Genomic DNA, 17,340 nt, shown 5'->3' on the forward strand with positions numbered 1-17,340 from the left:
GCCCTGGCGCGCTACAACTCCATTATGGAACGTACACAGTGTTGTGTGGTGGGGGGCGGTCCGGCGGGGATGGTGCTCGGCCTGCTCTTGGCGCGGGCCGGGGTCGAGGTCACGGTCCTGGAAAAACACGTGGACTTCTTCCGCGATTTCCGCGGCGACACGGTACATCCCCCGACCTTGCTGCTGCTCGACGAACTCGGCCTCGGTGAGCGGTTCGCGGAACTCCCGTCGAAACGGCTGGAAAAGATGCGGATGCATATCGGCGACACGACCATCGTCGCCGCCGATTTCAGCCGGATTCCCGGGCCGCACAAGTACATCGCGATGGTCCCGCAATGGGACTTCCTCAACTTGCTCGCCGAAGCCGCCGCCGAGGAACCGACGTTCACCCTGCGCATGGGGGCGGAGGTGACGGGCCTGCGCGAGGGCGGCGGCGTGCGTTACCGCGATTCCGACGGCGTCGAACGGGAACTGGCCGCGTCGCTCGTGGTCGGCTGCGACGGCCGTGATTCCCTCGTACGCGCCGCGGCCGGTCTCGTTCCGGAGGAGTACGAGGTGCCGATGGACGTCTGGTGGGTCCGGGTGCCCAAACTCCGCGACACCGGCAAGGAGGCCCAGGTGTTCGGCCGGTTCGCGGACGGGCTCGCCGGCGTGACCATGGATCGCGGCGACTACTACCAGACGTCGTACCTGATCAGGAAGGGCGAGGACGAGGCGCAGCGGGCCGAGGGGATCGAGAAGTTCCGTGAGCGGATCGGCGGCCTGTTCGGCTGGGGAGACGGCGAACTCGAAGCGATCCGCGACTGGGACGACGTCAAACTGCTGAAGGTCCGGATGACCAAGCTCCCGCGGTGGTACTCCGGCCGGGTGCTGTGCCTCGGCGACGCCGCGCACGCGATGTCGCCGGTCGGCGGGATGGGCGTCAACATCGCGGTACAGGACGCGGTGGCGGCCGCGCGGATCCTCGCCGCACCGCTGTTACGCGGCACGCTGACCGCGCGTGACCTCGCGCGGGTGCAGCGCCGCCGGTCCGTGGCCGTTTCCCTCGCCCAGAAGCAGCAACTGGGGGAACACAAGATCCTCATCGAGCCCGCGCTCGACGGGACGCTGACCGGTGCCACGGTGCCGTTCCCGCTCCGGCTCTCGGATCGATTCCCGCTGCTCACCGGTGTCGCCGCCTTCCTCGGTGGCATCGGCCCCCTGCGGGAGAAAACCCCGGTGTTCGCCCGCCGCTGACGCGCGCACAATGGGAGTGTGAGCGATCCTTTGGCGGGTTTCGTCGGCTTCGCGGAGGCATTGCGCGAAGCGGGCCTGCCGTGCGACGCGCACCGGGTCCAGGCGTACCTCGCGGCCGTCGGCGAGGTCGACCTCGCCGATCCCGAACAGCTGTACTGGGCCGGACGGCTGACGCTGTGCGCCGATCCCGACGACCTCCCACGCTACGACGCCGCCTTCGACGGCTGGTTCACCGAGACGGAAGCCGGACCGCGCCGCCGGGGCAGGGAAGCGGTGCCGAAACGGGCCAAGATCGCCACGCTCGTGCAGGCGCCGGGCCAAGGCGAGTCCGGCGCGGAGCCCGATCGGCTCCGCGTGGCGGCGAGCGACGACGAGCTCCTGCGACACCGAGACCTCGCCGAGTTGACCGTCGCCGAACGCGCTCACCTGCGGGAACTGCTCGCGAAACTGCGGCCCGCCCTCCCACCGCGGTCATCGCCGCGCCGCCGCGCCGCCCGGCGAGGCGCCCTCGATCCGTCACGCACGCTCCGGGCGATGCTGGCAGGCGGCGGCGAGCCCGCGCGGTTGGCGTACCGGCGGAAGGGCGTGAAGCCGCGCCGTCTCGTCCTCCTGATCGACGTCTCCGGCTCGATGGGCCCGTACGCCGACGCCCTGCTGCGGTTCGCGCATGTCGTGTCCCGGAGCGCCCCCGGCCGGGTCGAGGTGTTCACCCTCGGTACCCGGCTCACCCGGGTGTCCCGCCAGCTGCGGCTGCGCGATCCCGAACACGCGATGCTCGCCGCGGCCGCCGCGGTCCCCGATTTCGCGGGCGGGACCAGGCTCGGCGAGACCCTCCGTGCCTTCCTCGACCGCTGGGGGCAACGCGGTGTGGCCAGGCGTTCCGTGGTCACCGTGTTCTCCGACGGCTGGGAACGGGGCGACCCGGGACTGCTCGGCGAGCAGCTCGCCAGGCTGCGCCGGCTCGCGCACGTCGTATTCTGGGTGAATCCCCATGCGGGGCGGGCGGGTTACGCTCCCGTGCAGTCCGGCATCGTGGCCGCGCTCCCGTACCTTGACCGGCTGCTGGCCGGGCACAGCCTGGCCACGTTGGAACGACTGCTTGTGGAGATCGCCGATGCGTGACGTACTGGACGAACTGCACCGCCGCTGGGCCGCCGGTGAGACGGTGGGGGTCGGCACGGTGGTGGCGACGTTCTCGTCGGCGCCGCGGAGCCCCGGCGCGGCGATGCTCGTCGCCCCGGACGGCACGGTCACCGGCAGCGTTTCCGGTGGTTGCGTCGAGGGAGCGGTCTACGAGCTCGCGCAGCAGGTCGTCGCCGAGCGCGCGCCCGTGCTGCAGCGCTACGGCGTCACCGACGACGACGCCTTCGCCGTCGGGCTGACCTGCGGCGGGATCATCGACATCTACGTCCAGCACGTCGACCGCGACTCGATGCCGGAACTCGGTGACGTCGTCGAATCGGTCCACAGTGGACAGCCGGTCGCCGTGGTGACGGTGGTCGAGCACGAAAGTCCCGGACTGGTCGGGGAGCATCTGATCGTCTGGCCGGACCGTGTCGCCGGTTCGCTCGGCTCGTCGCGGATGGACGACGCCGTCGTGGACGACGCGCGTGGCATGCTCGCCGCCGGCCGCACCGGCACCCTGCACTACGGCCCGGACGGGCAGCGCCGCGGCGAGGGGATGACGGTCTTCGTCAACTCCTTCGAGCCGCCCGCGCGCCTGCTGGTCTTCGGCGCGATCGACTTCGCCGCCGCGATGGCGAAGATGGGCGCGTACCTGGGCTATCAGGTCACGGTCTGCGACGCGCGACCGGTGTTCGCGACGAAGAGCCGGTTCCCCGACGCGCACGAGGTCGTCGTCGACTGGCCGCACCGGTACCTCGCGGCCGAGGTGGAAGCTGGCCGGATCGACGGCCGGACCGCGATCGCCGTGCTCACCCACGACCCGAAGTTCGACGTGCCGCTGCTGGAGGTCGCGTTGCGCCTCGACGTCGGCTACGTCGGCGCGATGGGCTCGCGCAAGACCCACGACGACCGGTTCGCGCGGCTGCGCGAGGCCGGGCTGACGGAGGCGGAACTCGAACGGCTGTCCTCGCCGATCGGCCTCGACCTCGGCGCGCGGACGCCGGAGGAGACGGCCGTGTCGATCGCGGCGGAGATCATCGCGCTGCGGTGGAGCGGTTCGGGTTCGAGGCTCGCCGAACTCACCGGCCGGATCCACGGCTGACGCCGGGCACCGGGACGGACTGACTCGACTTGACCACTTCGAAGGCGGGCAAGGTCTCGAAGCGTTTGACGTGCTCCTCGAACAGTTCCCTGGACAGGTAGCGGCTCTCTTTGAGGTCCGGGGTGAGCAGGACGACGACGTAATCCCACTGCCCGACGATGCTGTAGCAGTGCTGGACGCGGGGTTCGGCCAGCATGCGCTCGCGGAAAGCGGTGTGGTGTTTCTCGTCGTCGTCGGTCAGCGCGACCAGGATGACCGACGCCATCCCGGCGCCCAGCGCTTCCGGATCGAGCACGGCGACCTGCGCGCGGATCACGCCCGCGGCGCGTAACCGGGTCAGCCGTCGCTGGACCGCGCTCGGGGAGAGGCCGACGGCGTCACCCAATTCGTGCAGCGGGCGGGCCGCGTCCACCTGGACGAGGTCGAGCAGCAGGTGGTCGATCTCGTCCAGAGGCACGCAAGATTTTTGCACGCGAGCGGGAAAATTTACAATCGGGATGATCGGCTTCCCGCCTAACTTCGACGTCATGACCGACATCGACCTGCAGCTGGACCACGTCGCCGAAGCGGCGAAGGTGATCGATCCCGTTTTCCTGAACACCCCGCAGTACAGCGACGAACAGCTGAACGAGCGTCTCGGCAGACGTGTGCTGGTGAAGATCGAGACGCTGAATCCGTTGCGCAGCTTCAAAGGCCGCGGCGCGGAATACTTCGCGGCCGGACTGGAGCCGGGGACGACCCTGGTGTGCGGGACCAGCGGCAACTTCGGGCAGGCCATCGCGTTCGCCGCCCGCAAGCGCGGCCTGCGAGCGGAGATCTTCGTCCCCGCCGACATCTCGCCGGTGAAACTGCGGCGGATGAAGGCACTGGGCGCGAGGGTGCGCCGGGTCGACGGCGAGGCGAAGCTCGCGGCGGCCGCCTTCGCCGCCGAAGCCCCGGACCGTGTCTTCGCCGTCGACGGCCGTGACCCCGCGATCTCCGAAGGGGCGGGCACGATCGGCCTCGAACTGGCGGCGGAGCGCGGGATCGACACCGTCGTGCTCCCGGTCGGCGACGGCGCGCTGATCGCCGGGGTCGCGCTCTGGCTCAAGGCGCATACGCCGGACGTCCGGATCGTCGGCGTCGGGGCCAAGTCGGCGCGGGCCATGGTGACGAGCTGGCGGGCGGGTGAGCCGATCACCGTCGAGCGCGCCAACTCGTTCGCCGCCGGGATCTCGATCCGGACCCCCGAGCCGGAATCCGTGCGGCGCCTGCGGTCGCTGGTCGACGACTTCGTGCTCGTCGACGACGACGAGTTGCGCGCGGCCATGCGGCTGGGCGCGGAAACCCTCGGCGTCGTCCCCGAACCCGCGGGTGCGGCAGGTCTGGCCGCGCTGACCGTGCACGACATTCCCGGCGACCTGGTCGCCACCGTGGTCACCGGGGCGAACGCCGACCTCTCGGTGCTCGGCATGACGGCCTGAGCCCGGTGACGGCCCCTTCACACCTTCCCCAGTACATGATGGCCCCCTTCCTTGCGCCTAGCGCAAGGAAGGGGGCCATCATGTACCTCACGTCAGCAAGGCCGCAGGACACCCGGTGACTTTGGGGCGGCGGCGCTCACCGTCAAGCGTGGCGCTCATGACCCACTGATGCCGGGCGGCCCGGTAGCGGAATTAGCCGGTCGGCTCAACGAAGTCAGTCGATCAGCCGTCGCCCGTCCCGCGCACCGGCTGGTGTGCTCGGAGCATGCTGCTGAGACGCACCTTGACGGTGTTCGCCGCCATCGGCCTGCTCCTCGCCCCGGTCACGACCCAGACCGCCGCCGCACGAACGACAGCACAGACCGGCGCCGCCCAAGCCGGATCGCTCACCGAATGCTCGGAAGCCGATCACCACGGTGACAAACGGCTCGGCCCGGAGAAACTCCCGGTGCTGGGCGACGTCGGTTTCCAGCTCATCGGCTACCGCCGCACCGGGGCACTGACCGAGCAGCGTTTCCTCGACACCTACTACGACCCGGCGGCCTCCTCGTGGCGCTACCCGCCGAAGAACGGCTACGTCCTGCGCCCCGACGGGACGCCCATCCAGTACGTGATCACGTTGACGCCGGGCAAGCGGATCGACCGGTATGGCAGCGAGTACGGCTCGTTCCTCGCGCCGAAGGGCTCTCCGTACGCTTCGAGGGCGATCCCGCCGCAGAGCCTCGACTCCGCGCCGGCCGCGAGCTGCAACTATCACGCCTACCGGGTGGCGAAGTCCTTCGCGGTCCAGTCCGGTCCGATCGCCGCGTGGTTCGCCCAGCCGGGTGGTGGCCTCCAGTACCAAGTGGACGGTGCGTTGCTGCCCGGTTCACCGCCTTCGGTCACTGTCGGATGGTTGATCGCCAACGGATTCCTCGAGCGCTTGAAGTAAGGCTCACAAGTCCGCGCTTGCGGCGAAAAACCTTGACTGGCAACGCGTCTGCGGTTCCGGCTGGGAGTGACCCCCTGGTGGGGGTTGTCCCGGACGGGCAGAAGTAGCACGCTCGGCTGTGAGTCCGATCACGGTCCGCCCGTGACCGCCGACTGACCGGCCGCTCCCGAACGACCCCGGACCAGCGCGGGGTTTCTCTCGCTTTTGGAGGCCTGATGCGCATCACCGTCACCGTCGACGGCACCAGCTACACAGACGACGTCGAGCCCCGCACCCTCCTCGTGCATCATCTGCGCGAACGGGTCGGGAAGGTAGGCACCGTGGTCGGTTGCGACACCAGCAACTGCGGGGCCTGCACCGTCCACCTCGACGGGCACAGCGTGAAATCCTGTTCGGTACTCGCGGTGCAGGCCGATGGCTGCGAGGTCACCACGATCGAGGGACTGGCCCGCGACGGCGAACTGCATCCGGTGCAGAAGGCCTTCCACGAGAACCACGCGCTCCAGTGCGGTTTCTGCACGCCCGGCATGATCATGCAGTCGATAGACCTGCTCGCCGACAATCCCGATCCGGACGAGAAGGCCGTCCGTGAAGGACTCGAAGGCAACCTGTGCCGCTGCACGGGCTACCAGAACATCGTCCGCGCGGTCCGCGACGCCGCCCACCAGATGCGGCCCGGTGCCGGTCCGGAGGCCGAGCGGCTCGCCTCGGACACCGCTTCCCGCGTCGGCGCGGGTGGTGAGTGATGACCTCCACGATCGAGCCTGAGGTCGGCAAGGCCCGCCGCCGCAAGGAGGACGAGCGGCTCATCACCGGCAGGACACGGTGGACCGACAACCTGACGCTGCCGGGGATGCTGCATCTCGCGGTGCTCCGCAGCCCGTTCGCGCACGCCAAGATCGTGTCGATCGACGTCACCGGGGCGAAGTCCGCGCCAGGGGTCGTCGCGGTGTTCACCGGGAAGGACCTCGACCCGGAAAGCGCCATCGGCATGCCCTGCGCGTGGCCGATCACGCCGGACATGAAATCGCCGAGGCGGCCGATCCTCGCTTCGGACACGGTGAACTTCGCCGGTGAAGGCGTCGCGGTGGTCGTCGCCCGCACGTCGGCCGAAGCGCATGACGCGCTCGAAGCGATCGACGTCGAGTATGACGAACTGCCGGTCGTCCTCGGACTCGAGAACGCGCTCGCCGAGGGTGCTCCGCTGGTGCACGAGGAACTCGGCACCAACCAGAACGCCGTGTGGGTCTTCGATTCCGCCGACGCGGGAACGGGTTCCAGTGTCGAGGACGCGATCTCGAACTCCGAGGTCGTGGTCAAACGGCGGTTCCGCCAGCAGCGGCTGATCCCGGGGTTCATGGAACCGCGGGCGTGTGTCGTCGACCCGACCGGCAGCCAGCTGGTCATGTGGTCGGCCACCCAGGTCCCGCACATCCTCAAGACGATGACCGCGGCCACGCTCGGCCTGCCCGAGCACAAGGTGCGGGTGATCGCGCCGGACGTCGGCGGCGGGTTCGGCGGCAAGATCGCCGTGCTGCCGGAAGAAATGATGTCGACCTTGATCGCCCAGCGGCTGGGCAAACCGGTCAAGTGGACCGAGTCGCGTTCGGAGACGATGGTCGCCGCGCACCACGGCCGCGACCAGATCCAGGACCTCACGATCACCGCGAACCGCGACGGCACGGTGACCGGCCTCAAGGTCGAACTGCTCGCCGACATGGGCGCGTATCTCGGTCTCGTCGGCCCCGGCGTGCCGATCCTCGGCGCGTTCATGTTCAACGCCATCTACAAGTTCCCGGCGTACCACTTCGCCTGCACCAACGTGTTCACCAACACCACGCTCACCGATGCCTATCGCGGCGCCGGGCGGCCGGAGGCCACGTTCGGGATCGAGCGGATGATGGACGAGCTCGCCGTCGAACTGGGCATGGACCCGATGGAGCTGCGGGAGAAGAACTGGATCAAACACGAGGAGTTCCCGTTCACCACGGTGGCCGGGCTGACCTACGACTCGGGTGACTACGAGGCCGCCACCGCCAAGGCCAAGGAGTTGTTCGACTACGACGGCCTCCGCCGCGAACAGAAGGAACGGCGGGAAGCGGGTGACCCGGTCCAGCTCGGCATCGGCATCTCGACGTTCACCGAGATGTGCGGGCTGGCACCGTCGCGGGTGCTCGGTTCGCTGGACTACGCGGCGGGCGGCTGGGAACACGCGGAGATCCGGGTGCTGCCGACCGGCAAGATCGAGGTGATCACCGGCTCCTCCGCGCACGGCCAGGGCCACGAGACGGCGTGGAGCCAGATCGTCGCCGACAAACTCGGCGTCCCGTTCGAGGACATCGAGGTCCTCCACGGTGACACCCAGTCCTCGCACAAGGGGATGGACACCTACGGCTCGCGGTCGCTGGTCGTCGGCGGGATCGCGGTGATCAACGCGGCGGACAAGGTGCTCGCGAAGGCGAAGCCGATAGCCGCGCATCTGATGGAGTGCTCCGAAGACGACCTCGAATTCGAGGCAGGCAAGTTCTCCGTCAAGGGCACGGATTCGTCGACGTCCATCCAGGACATCGCGTGGGCCGTGTTCTCGGCGCACAACCTGCCCGACGGCGTCGAACCCTCGCTGGATTCGGCGGACACGTTCGATCCGGAGAACTTCTCCTTCCCACACGGCACGCATCTGTGCGCGGCCGAGGTCGACACCGAGACCGGACGGGTGCGGTTGCGGTCCTACGTCTGTGTCGACGACGTCGGCGTGGCCGTCAATCCGCTGATCGTCGAAGGCCAGGTGCACGGCGGGCTCGCGCAGGGTATCGCGCAGGCGTTGTTCGAAGAGGCCGTCCACGACGAGGGCGGGACGCTGACCACCGGGACCTTCGCCGACTATCTGCTCCCTTCGGCGGCTGATCTGCCCCACTTCACCACCGACCGCACCGAGACACCGTCGACGACGAACCCGTTGGGCGCCAAGGGAGTCGGTGAGGCGGGCACGATCGCCTCGACGCCCGCCGTGGTCAACGCCGTCATCGACGCCGTCCGGCATTTCGGGGTGAACGACATCGAAATGCCGTTGACCCCGATGCGGGTCTGGCACGCCATCCAGCACGGGGCCGCCTCGGCGGGCGGCCTCGGTTCCGAAGCCGGTGGCGGTCTCGGTTCGATCGACGCCTCCGGAGGTGCCCAGTGATCCCCGCCCCGTTCGACTACGTCGCTCCGTCCACAGTGGACGAAGCGATCAGCGCGCTCGCCGAGGCGGGCGAGGACGCCAAGGTGCTGGCGGGCGGGCAAAGCCTGCTGCCGGTGCTGCGGATGCGGCTCGCCACACCGACCACGCTGATCGACCTCGGGAAGATCGGCGAGCTGCGCGGGATCACCGAAGACGGCGACGCGCTGGTCATCGGCTCGATGACCACGCATTACGACGTCCAGCGGGACGCGCTGGTCGCCGAACACGCCGCGCTGCTCAAGGCCGCCACCGACACGGTGGCCGATCCGCAGATCCGCCACCGCGGCACGTTCGGCGGCGCGATCGCGCACGCCGATCCCGCCGGTGACCTGCTGGCGCCCGTGCTCGCGCTCGGCTGCGAACTCGTCGTCGCCGGACCGGGCGGGCGGCGGACCGTGCCCGCGGCGGACTTCTTCCAGGACATGTTCACCACGGCGCTCGCGGCGGACGAGATCCTGGTCGAGGTCCGCGTCCCGAAGCACACCGGCTGGCGTGCCCACTACGAGAAGTTCAACCGGGTCGCGCAGGCGTGGTCGATGGTCGCCGTCGCGGCCTGTGTCCGCACCGAGGCGGGGACCATCGAGGAGGCGCGGGTCGCGCTCACCAACATGGGCTCCACACCGGTGCGGGCGGCCGGGGTCGAGGCGGCGCTGGTCGGCTGCGCGGCCACCGCCGAGGCGATCCGCGGCGCGGCCGAACACGCGGCCGAAGGGACGAACCCGACGGCCGACGGCGACTCCGACGTCGAATACCGGCAGCATCTCGCGCGGGTCCTGACCGGCAGGGCGGTCCTCGCCGCGGCAGGTTCGTAACCACGAGAAGGGAGGTCGGCCCGTGCGGCTCGACCACGAATTCACCGTCCCGGCCACGGTCGACGAGGTCTGGCAGGCCGTCGTCGACCCGGAACGGGTGGCACCGTGCATGCCGGGCGCCACCATCACCGGGCTCGAAGGCGACACCTTCAAAGGCACGGTGAAGGTCAAGCTCGGGCCGATCTCCCTGCTCTACAAGGGATCCGGCGAGTTCGTCGAGAAGGACGCGGACGCGAAACGGGTGGTGATCAAGGCTTCCGGCAAGGACGCCCGCGGCGCGGGTACGGCCTCGGCGACGGTGACGCTCACCTTGACCGAGAAGGACGGCGTCACCCATGGCGCCGTCGCCACCGACCTGGCGGTCACCGGCAAACCGGCGCAGTTCGGGCGCGGGATGATCTCGGAGGTCGGCGGCAAGATCCTCGACTCGTTCGCGGACTGCCTGTCCGGCAAGCTCGGCACGCCCGAGCCCGAACCCGAGAAACCCAAGGAACGCCCGCCGTTGCAAGCGGTCAAGCCGGTGTCGGAGGGCGAAGCCATCGACCTGATGGAGTACGCGGGCGAATCGGTGGCCAAACGGGTCGCGCCCGTGCTGGTCGTGCTCGCCGGCGTGCTCGTGATCGTCGCGATCGTGCGGGCTGTGACGCGGCGGACACACTGACGGAGAAGGAAATAGCCGGGGCCCGCCACCGTTGAACCCGGTATGAAGGCGGATCACGAAGTCGACGTGGCGGTGATCGGGGCGGGACAGGCCGGCCTGTCGGCGGCGTACCACCTCCGCCGCGCGGGTTTCGCCAACGAAACGGGTTTCGTCGTGCTCGACCACGGCAAACGCCCCGGTGGCGCGTGGCAGTACCGCTGGCCTTCGCTGGTGATGGAGAAGGTCCACGGCGTCTACGACCTGCCAGGGATGGCCTTCGGCGTCCCGGATCCGAAGCTGCCCGCGGCCGAGGTCGTCTCCGAGTACTTCGGCCGCTTCGAACGCACCTACGACCTCCCGGTCCATCGCCCTGTCGACGTCCTGTCGGTGAGTGCTGAGGAAGACCGCCTGATCGTGGCGAGCGCGACGGAGACGTGGGCCGCCCGCGCGGTGATCAGCGCGACCGGCACCTGGGACCGGCCGTTCTGGCCGCATTACCCGGGCCAGGAGACCTTCCGCGGCCGTCAGCTGCACACCGCCGACTACACCGGCGTCGGCGACTTCCGCGGCAAACGCGTCGTAGTGGTCGGCGGCGGTTCGTCGGCCGTCCAGCTGTTGCTGGAGATCGCGCCCTTCGCCCGGTCGACGCGCTGGGTGACCCGGCGTCCGCCGGTCTGGCGCGAAGAGCCGTTCAGCGAGGACTGGGGCCGCGAGGCCGTGGCCAAGGTCGACCGGCGGGTCCGGGAGGGCCTTCCGCCGGAAAGCGTCGTCAGCGTGACCGATCTGGCGGTGACGCCCGAGGTGCGGGCGGGGCTGGACGCGGGAATCCTCGACCGCCGCCCGATGTTCGAGCGGATCACCCCGGACGGCGTGCTGTGGGCGGACGGGACCTTCGAGCCCGCCGACGTCATCCTGTGGGCCACCGGCTTCCGCGCCGCCATCGACCATCTCGCGCCGCTTCGCCTGCGCGCCGCGGGCGGCGGGATCCGGATGGACGGCACCCGGGTCGTCGCCGAACCGCGGCTGCACCTGGTCGGCTACGGGCCGTCCGCCAGCACCGTCGGGGCGAACCGCGCGGGCCGTTCGGCCGTCACCGAGATCCGGCGCCTGCTCGGACACTGAGGTCGTCGAGGATCTCGGCCAGTCCGGCGGGCTTTCGGAGGAAGCCGGCGTGGCTGCTGTCGAATTCGCGGACGTCGAACGGGTTGCCGGGGGTGAGCGCGTCGCCCTCGGCGATGTAGAGGTCCTGTACGGCGAGCGGCATGGAACGGTCCCTGGTCAGTTTGACGAAGGTGCGCGGGATCCGGCCCCAGGACTCCTTGTCGGCGCGGAGGTCCCATCCGGGTCCGGTCAGCCAGAACACCTCGTCCGGCTGGCTCGTGACGACCACCTGGAGGAACTCGTCCTCGGTGAGTTCGCCGGAGATGGCGTCCCGCAGCGCGGCCCGCTGCCCACTGTCGGCGCCCCGCCAGTTGACCCGGATGAAACCCTGTCGCGCCGGGTCACCGATGAGGAGCGGCGCCGTCGCCTTGAACAATTCGGCGGTCGACCATTCGGGCAAGGCGGGATATTCCCCCGGCGCGCGATTCACCGGGCACTGGGCGGCGATGTAGACGATCCGGTCGATCAGCTCGGGGATCGCGTTGGCGGCGCCGGTGACCGGGAGCCCGCCGAAGCTGTGCGCGACCAGGATCACCGGGCCGTGGTGGTGTACTCGACGAACGGCGTCGACGACCTGTCCGACGAAGTCGTCCAAGGTCAGTTCGCTCATCACCGACGGTTCCGCCGCGAAGGTTTCGAGGTCCTGTTCGTGGTAGGCACGGGTGAAACCCGCGCCGCGGCCGGGAAGATCGATCGCGAGCGTCCGGTGCCCGCGCGCCGCCATTTCCCGCTGGGTCGCCGTCCAGCCGTGCGCCGCGCTTCCCGAACCGTGCACGAAGACAAAAGTGGGAATCATGGTTCCGAGTGTCCTGGATTCGCGCGTGCCGTGAGCGTCCTCGCCCCAAAGGGTGGCAAAGAAGGGACGGCTGGGCGCTTTTCGGATTTTCGTTTATCGGCCGGTATCTCGGGAAGACCGCACCACTCCTTTGACCCGGGGAACGAAAACCACGGAATTCGCACTGGGGGATGACCATGACATCGATCGGCAACGCCACACCGCATCATCGCGTCCGTCCCGGCAGCTGCCTCACGGATCTGCTCGGGCACTGGTCGGAAACGCGGCCGGAGGCGGTGGCCGTCGTCGATGGTGACCGCGAAATGACTTTTCGCGGACTCGAAGAAGCGACCACGGAACTCGCCGTTCATCTCGCGCGCCTGGGGATCGGCGCGGACGATCCCGTCGGCCTTTACGTCGAGCCTTCCGCGGACCTGATGGTCGGCGTGTGGGGCATCCTCGCCGCCGGCGCCGCCTATCTGCCGTTGTCTCCCGAGTACCCGGAAGACCGGCTTCGCTACATGCTCGAAGACAGCCGCGCCGGCGTCGTCGTCACGCAGCCGCACCTCGTCGCGCGGCTCACCGGGCTGGTGCCCGCCGGGACGCGGATCGTGTCCGTGGCCGACGTCCGCGGCGAGACCGGGGAGATCCCGCACAAGCCTTGTCCGGACTCGCTCGCCTACGTCATCTACACCTCGGGCAGCACCGGCAAACCGAAGGGCGTGCTGATCGAGCACCGTGGCGTCGTGTCCCAGATGCGCTGGCTGCGGTCCTGCGGTCACCTGGGCCCGGGCGTCACGGTGCTGCAGAAGACGCCGATGAGCTTCGACGCCGCGCAGTGGGAGATCCTGGCGCCCGCCGCGGGCGCCCGTGTGGTGATGAGCGCGCCAGGGGCGTTCCGGGATCCCGAGGCCCTGATCGACACCGTGGTGAAGTACGACGTCACCACGCTGCAGTGCGTCCCGACGCTGCTGCAGGCACTGCTCGACACGGAACGTCTCGGCACCTGCACCACGTTGCGGAAGCTGTTCTCCGGCGGCGAAGCGCTCTCGCGCCAGCTGGCCAGGGAGCTCGTCCGCGAGCTGCCGTCGGCGCGGCTGGTCAACCTCTACGGGCCGACCGAATGCACGATCAACGCGACCGCCCACCTCGTCGACCCGGACACGATCGACGAAGGCGCGGGCACGATTCCGATCGGTGTGCCTGTCGACAACACCCAGTGCTTCGTGCTCGACGCCGATCTCGCGCCGGTCGACATCGGGGAGACGGGTGAGCTGTACATCGGCGGGATCCAGCTGGCCCGCGGGTATCTGAACCGGCCGGAGCAGACGAGCGAACGGTTCGTGCCGAACCCGATCGCGGCGACCGAGCGGCTGTACCGCACCGGCGACCTCGCCTACTGGAACCCGGACGGCACCATCCAGTTCGCCGGCCGCGCCGACAACCAGGTCAAACTGCGTGGCTACCGCGTCGAACTGGACGAAATCACCGTGGCGATCGAGGAACACACCTGGGTGCGCCGGGCCGCGGCGGTGGTGACCGACGACGCGCGGACCGGCTCGAAGGCACTCGTCGCCTGCGTGGAACTGAATCCGAGGGAAGCCGCGGTGATGGATCAGGGCAACCACGGCGGGCACCATCAGTCCAAGGCCAGCAAGCTGCAGGTCAAGGCGCAGCTGTCCAACCCGGGGGTGCGTGACACGGGGGATCGCCCGGTCACCGTGCTGCCGGGCAAGCAGGAGACCGGCCGTCAGCGGCGGGAGGTGTTCGCCCGCAAGACCTACCGGTACTACGAAGGCGGCGCGGTCACCCGCGACGACCTCGCCGCGCTCCTGACGCCGGGCCCGGTCGGCACGTACTCCCGCGAACCCGGCGAGCTTTCGTTCGCCGAACTGGGTGAGCTGCTGCGATGGTTCGGCAGATTCACCAGCGACGAGCGTCTGCTGCCGAAGTACTCCTACGCCTCGCCGGGCGCGCTGTACGCGACGCAGTTGTACCTGGAGACCAGCGGTCTCGACGGGCTCGGCGCCGGGATCTACTACTACCACCCGATCGACCACACGCTGGTCCTGATCGCCGAGAACGCGGGCACTGGGCACTCGGTGCACTTCATCGGCCGCACCGGAGCCATCGAACCGGTCTACCGGAACAACATCCGTGAGGTACTCGAATTCGAGGCAGGCCACATGGTCGGCGTATTCGAGGAGATCCTGCCCGGGTACGGCCTCACGATCAGCCCGGCGGCGTTCGACACCCGGGTGGCCGACCGCGTCGGTGCCGCCGCCGACGACCACTATCTCGGCACTTTTTCCTGGCACGCCAACGACGGCACGCCGCGACCGGAGGACACCGAACTGTTCGTCCAGGCCCATCCGGACCGGGTCGAAGGGCTGCCCGCCGGTACCTACCGGTGGCGAGACGGGGATTTCGAGCGGCTCTCCGGCAAGCTGATCGAGCGCAAGCACGTGATCGCGATCAACCAGCAGGTGTACGAGCGCGCGGCCTTCGGTATCACCGCCGTCAGCCGCGCGAACGAGGACCGGCTCGAGTACCTCGGCCTCGGCAGGAAACTGCATCACCTGCAGCGCAACGGTTCGGCGCTGGGCTTCATGTCGTCGGGTTACAGCTCGAAGAGCGGAAACCCGCTGCCCGCCGCCCGGCGGATCGACGACATCCTCGCCGGACAAGGGATCGCGCCCGGGCCCTCGTACTTCTTCGTCGGCGGCAAGGTGAGTCAGGAGCAGATACGCGACGAGGGTATGCGCGAAGACGCGGTGCACATGAAGGGGCCGGCGGAGATCATCCGCGACGAACTGGCCCGGATCTTGCCGGACTACATGATCCCCAACCGGGTGCTGGTACTGGACGAGTTGCCGTTGACCGCCAACGGAAAGGTCGACGCCAGGAAGCTGGCGGAGAGCGGCGCCGTCCGTTCCGCGAGCGGTGACACGCCCTATGTCGCACCTTCGACGGTCCACGAGCGGTGGCTGGCCGAAGTGTGGGGCAAGGCGCTGAAGTACGACGACGTCTCGGTACTGGACGACTTCTTCGCCGCCGGCGGCGACTCGCTGACCGCGGTCTCGCTGGTGAACCGGATCAATTGTGAGTACGGCACCCGGTTGCCGCTGCAGGTCGTCTTCGAATGCCCGACGCTGGCCGAGCTGGCCGCCCGCATCGGTGAGGATTCCGCCGAACCGCCGTCGCGGCTGGTCCCGCTGGCGACCGGTGGCGGCAGCCCGGTGTTCTGCTGGCCGGGACTCGGCGGCTATCCGATGAACCTGCGGCCACTGGCCGCGCGAAACGGTCTGGGGCGGTCGTTCTACGGCGTGCAGGCATATGGCGTCAACGAGGGTGAGACGCCCTACGCGACCGTCGAAGAGATGGCGAAGGCCGACGTCGCCGAGATCCGGCGCCTCCAGCCGGAGGGCCCGTACACACTGTGGGGTTACTCGTTCGGCGCGCGGGTCGCCTTCGAAACGGCGTGGCAGCTGGAACAGCAGGGGCAGCGGGTGGCCGACCTGCTGCTGATCTGCCCCGGCAACCCCGAGCTCGGGGACGGCGGTGAGCGGGTGGCGAGTTACCTGGATCCGGCCTACCTGACGATCCTGCTGTCGGTCTTCCTCGGCTCGATCTCCGGGCCGGAACCGCTGGCCTGCCGGGAAACCGTCCGGGACGAGGAAGGTTTCGTGGCCTTCGTGGCGAACCTGCTGCCCGCCCTTGACGAACGGCTGATCCGGCGGATCATCCGTATCGTCGAGGAGACCTACGAGTTCGACTACACCTTCCGCGAACTGGCGCGGCGGCGGATCGCGGCTCCGGTGACCCTCTTCAAGGCCGACGGCGACGACTACTCGTTCGTCGAGAACAGCTCCGGGTATTCGGCCACGCCGCCGGAGGTGGTCACGCTCCAAGGCGATCACTACAGCGTCCTCAAGGAGGACGGGGTCGGCGAACTGGTGTCGGCGATCCGCGCACGGATCAGGAAATCCGCCTAGACGAAGGAGAACCAGCTGTGCCCGACTCCCTCGGTCCCCGCCTCAAGGTCGGTGTCGTCGTTCCGTCCACCAACACCTCGGCCCAGCCGGAACTGGACGCGATGCGCCCCGACGGCGTCACCAACCACATCGGCCGGATGATCATCGACGACGACTCCATGGTCGACCAGCCCGGATTCGAGCACGTCATGCACGGCATCCGGAAGTCGACACATCCGGCGATCCGGGGTGTCGTCAGCTGCGATCCCGGCTGCGTGATCATCGGGGTCTCCCCGGAAAGCCATGGGGAGGGACCGGAATCGCACGCCCGCGTCCTCGGCTCGATGCGGGAGGCAGCGGGCGGGCGCCCGGTGACGATGAGCCCGGACGCGATCAACGCGGCACTCGCGGTCCTCGAAGCCCGGCGGATCGCGGTCATCACGCCGTACCCGCCGGTCGGCGACGACCCGGTGAGCCGCTTCTTCACCGGCAGCGGCTACGACCTGCTGGGCGTCCACGGCCTCGGCGCGCCGAGCCCGGTCAAGATCGCCCACGTCTCCGAAACCGACCTCCGGGACGCGGTCAAGGAGATCGACGGCACCGACGTCGAAGCGATCGTCCAGGTCGGCACCAACGTCGCCATGGCGCGCCTCGCCGCGGCCGCCGAGTTCTGGCTGGGCAAGCCGGTGATCTCGAACAACGTCGCCCTGTACTGGCACGCGCTGCGCCAGAACGGCATCGACGACCGGGTGCGTGGCTTCGGCTCCCTGCTGGCTGAGCACTGACCGGGGGTGGGGGGGGGGGGGGGGGGGGGTGGGGGGGGGTGGGGCGGGAAGGCCCGGCCCAGATAGGACCGGCGCCCCCCCGGGCTGTAGTCACAGGACGACGAAGCGGCCGG

14 protein-coding genes are annotated in these 17,340 nt (G+C 69.3%); 12 read left to right on the forward strand and 2 right to left on the reverse strand.

The window, feature by feature from the left end; genetic code table 11:
* Positions 1-24 precede the first annotated feature (24 nt).
* From ACZ5ZX_RS25570 to ACZ5ZX_RS25580, 3 genes are read left to right on the forward strand one after another with little or no spacing between them, the layout of a single operon-like run.
* Positions 25-1,236, forward strand: coding sequence for an FAD-dependent oxidoreductase (locus tag ACZ5ZX_RS25570; protein ID WP_465504506.1), 1,212 nt, complete (start codon positions 25-27; stop codon positions 1,234-1,236).
* 18 nt (positions 1,237-1,254) lie between these two features.
* Positions 1,255-2,358, forward strand: coding sequence for a vWA domain-containing protein (locus tag ACZ5ZX_RS25575; RefSeq protein WP_465504507.1), 1,104 nt, complete (start codon positions 1,255-1,257; stop codon positions 2,356-2,358).
* The gene (locus tag ACZ5ZX_RS25580; protein WP_465504508.1) at positions 2,351-3,463 is read left to right on the forward strand and encodes an XdhC family protein; all 1,113 of its coding nucleotides are present in this window, start codon (positions 2,351-2,353) and stop codon (positions 3,461-3,463) included. The genes ACZ5ZX_RS25575 and ACZ5ZX_RS25580 overlap by 8 nt, the downstream gene beginning before the upstream one ends.
* On the opposite strand, the gene ACZ5ZX_RS25585 is transcribed toward ACZ5ZX_RS25580, so the two are convergent.
* Positions 3,441-3,920, reverse strand: a complete 480-nt coding sequence (locus tag ACZ5ZX_RS25585; RefSeq protein ID WP_465504509.1) for an Lrp/AsnC family transcriptional regulator — start codon at positions 3,918-3,920, stop codon at positions 3,441-3,443. The two genes, ACZ5ZX_RS25580 and ACZ5ZX_RS25585, sit on opposite strands and share 23 nt — an antisense overlap.
* Positions 3,921-3,990: 70 nt before the next feature.
* Here ACZ5ZX_RS25585 and ACZ5ZX_RS25590 point away from each other — a divergent pair, with 70 nt between their 5' ends.
* From ACZ5ZX_RS25590 to ACZ5ZX_RS25620, 7 genes are all read left to right on the forward strand, one after another.
* The gene (locus ACZ5ZX_RS25590) at positions 3,991-4,926 is read left to right on the forward strand and encodes a threonine ammonia-lyase (protein WP_465504510.1); all 936 of its coding nucleotides are present in this window, start codon (positions 3,991-3,993) and stop codon (positions 4,924-4,926) included.
* A 265-nt stretch (positions 4,927-5,191) separates the two neighbouring features.
* Positions 5,192-5,857: a TNT domain-containing protein gene (locus tag ACZ5ZX_RS25595; protein WP_465504511.1), complete on the forward strand. Its 666-nt coding sequence runs from the start codon at positions 5,192-5,194 to the stop codon at positions 5,855-5,857.
* 215 nt (positions 5,858-6,072) lie between these two features.
* A complete protein-coding gene (locus ACZ5ZX_RS25600; protein WP_037303592.1) occupies positions 6,073-6,603 on the forward strand; it encodes a (2Fe-2S)-binding protein in 531 nt (176 codons plus the stop codon).
* Positions 6,603-9,041: a xanthine dehydrogenase family protein molybdopterin-binding subunit gene (locus ACZ5ZX_RS25605; protein WP_465504512.1), complete on the forward strand. Its 2,439-nt coding sequence runs from the start codon at positions 6,603-6,605 to the stop codon at positions 9,039-9,041. Before ACZ5ZX_RS25600 ends, ACZ5ZX_RS25605 begins: the two co-directional genes overlap by 1 nt.
* A complete protein-coding gene (locus tag ACZ5ZX_RS25610; protein ID WP_465504513.1) occupies positions 9,038-9,892 on the forward strand; it encodes an FAD binding domain-containing protein in 855 nt (284 codons plus the stop codon). The genes ACZ5ZX_RS25605 and ACZ5ZX_RS25610 overlap by 4 nt, the downstream gene beginning before the upstream one ends.
* Before the next feature lie 22 nt (positions 9,893-9,914).
* Positions 9,915-10,553, forward strand: a complete 639-nt coding sequence (locus tag ACZ5ZX_RS25615; protein ID WP_465504514.1) for an SRPBCC family protein — start codon at positions 9,915-9,917, stop codon at positions 10,551-10,553.
* A gap of 42 nt (positions 10,554-10,595) precedes the next feature.
* On the forward strand, positions 10,596-11,654 hold the full coding sequence (locus tag ACZ5ZX_RS25620) for an NAD(P)-binding domain-containing protein (protein ID WP_465504515.1): 1,059 nt from the start codon (positions 10,596-10,598) through the stop codon (positions 11,652-11,654).
* On the opposite strand, the gene ACZ5ZX_RS25625 is transcribed toward ACZ5ZX_RS25620, so the two are convergent.
* The gene (locus ACZ5ZX_RS25625; protein WP_465504516.1) at positions 11,623-12,489 is read right to left on the reverse strand and encodes an alpha/beta hydrolase; all 867 of its coding nucleotides are present in this window, start codon (positions 12,487-12,489) and stop codon (positions 11,623-11,625) included. The two genes, ACZ5ZX_RS25620 and ACZ5ZX_RS25625, sit on opposite strands and share 32 nt — an antisense overlap.
* A gap of 170 nt (positions 12,490-12,659) precedes the next feature.
* Between ACZ5ZX_RS25625 and ACZ5ZX_RS25630 the strand changes: the two genes are divergently transcribed.
* Both ACZ5ZX_RS25630 and ACZ5ZX_RS25635 read left to right on the forward strand, forming a co-directional pair.
* A complete protein-coding gene (locus ACZ5ZX_RS25630; RefSeq protein WP_465504517.1) occupies positions 12,660-16,463 on the forward strand; it encodes an amino acid adenylation domain-containing protein in 3,804 nt (1,267 codons plus the stop codon).
* A 17-nt stretch (positions 16,464-16,480) separates the two neighbouring features.
* Complete coding sequence (locus ACZ5ZX_RS25635; protein WP_465504518.1) at positions 16,481-17,227, forward strand: maleate cis-trans isomerase family protein; 747 nt, start codon at positions 16,481-16,483, stop codon at positions 17,225-17,227.
* Positions 17,228-17,340 lie beyond the last annotated feature (113 nt).

Source organism: Amycolatopsis sp. NPDC033938, from assembly GCF_055575975.1.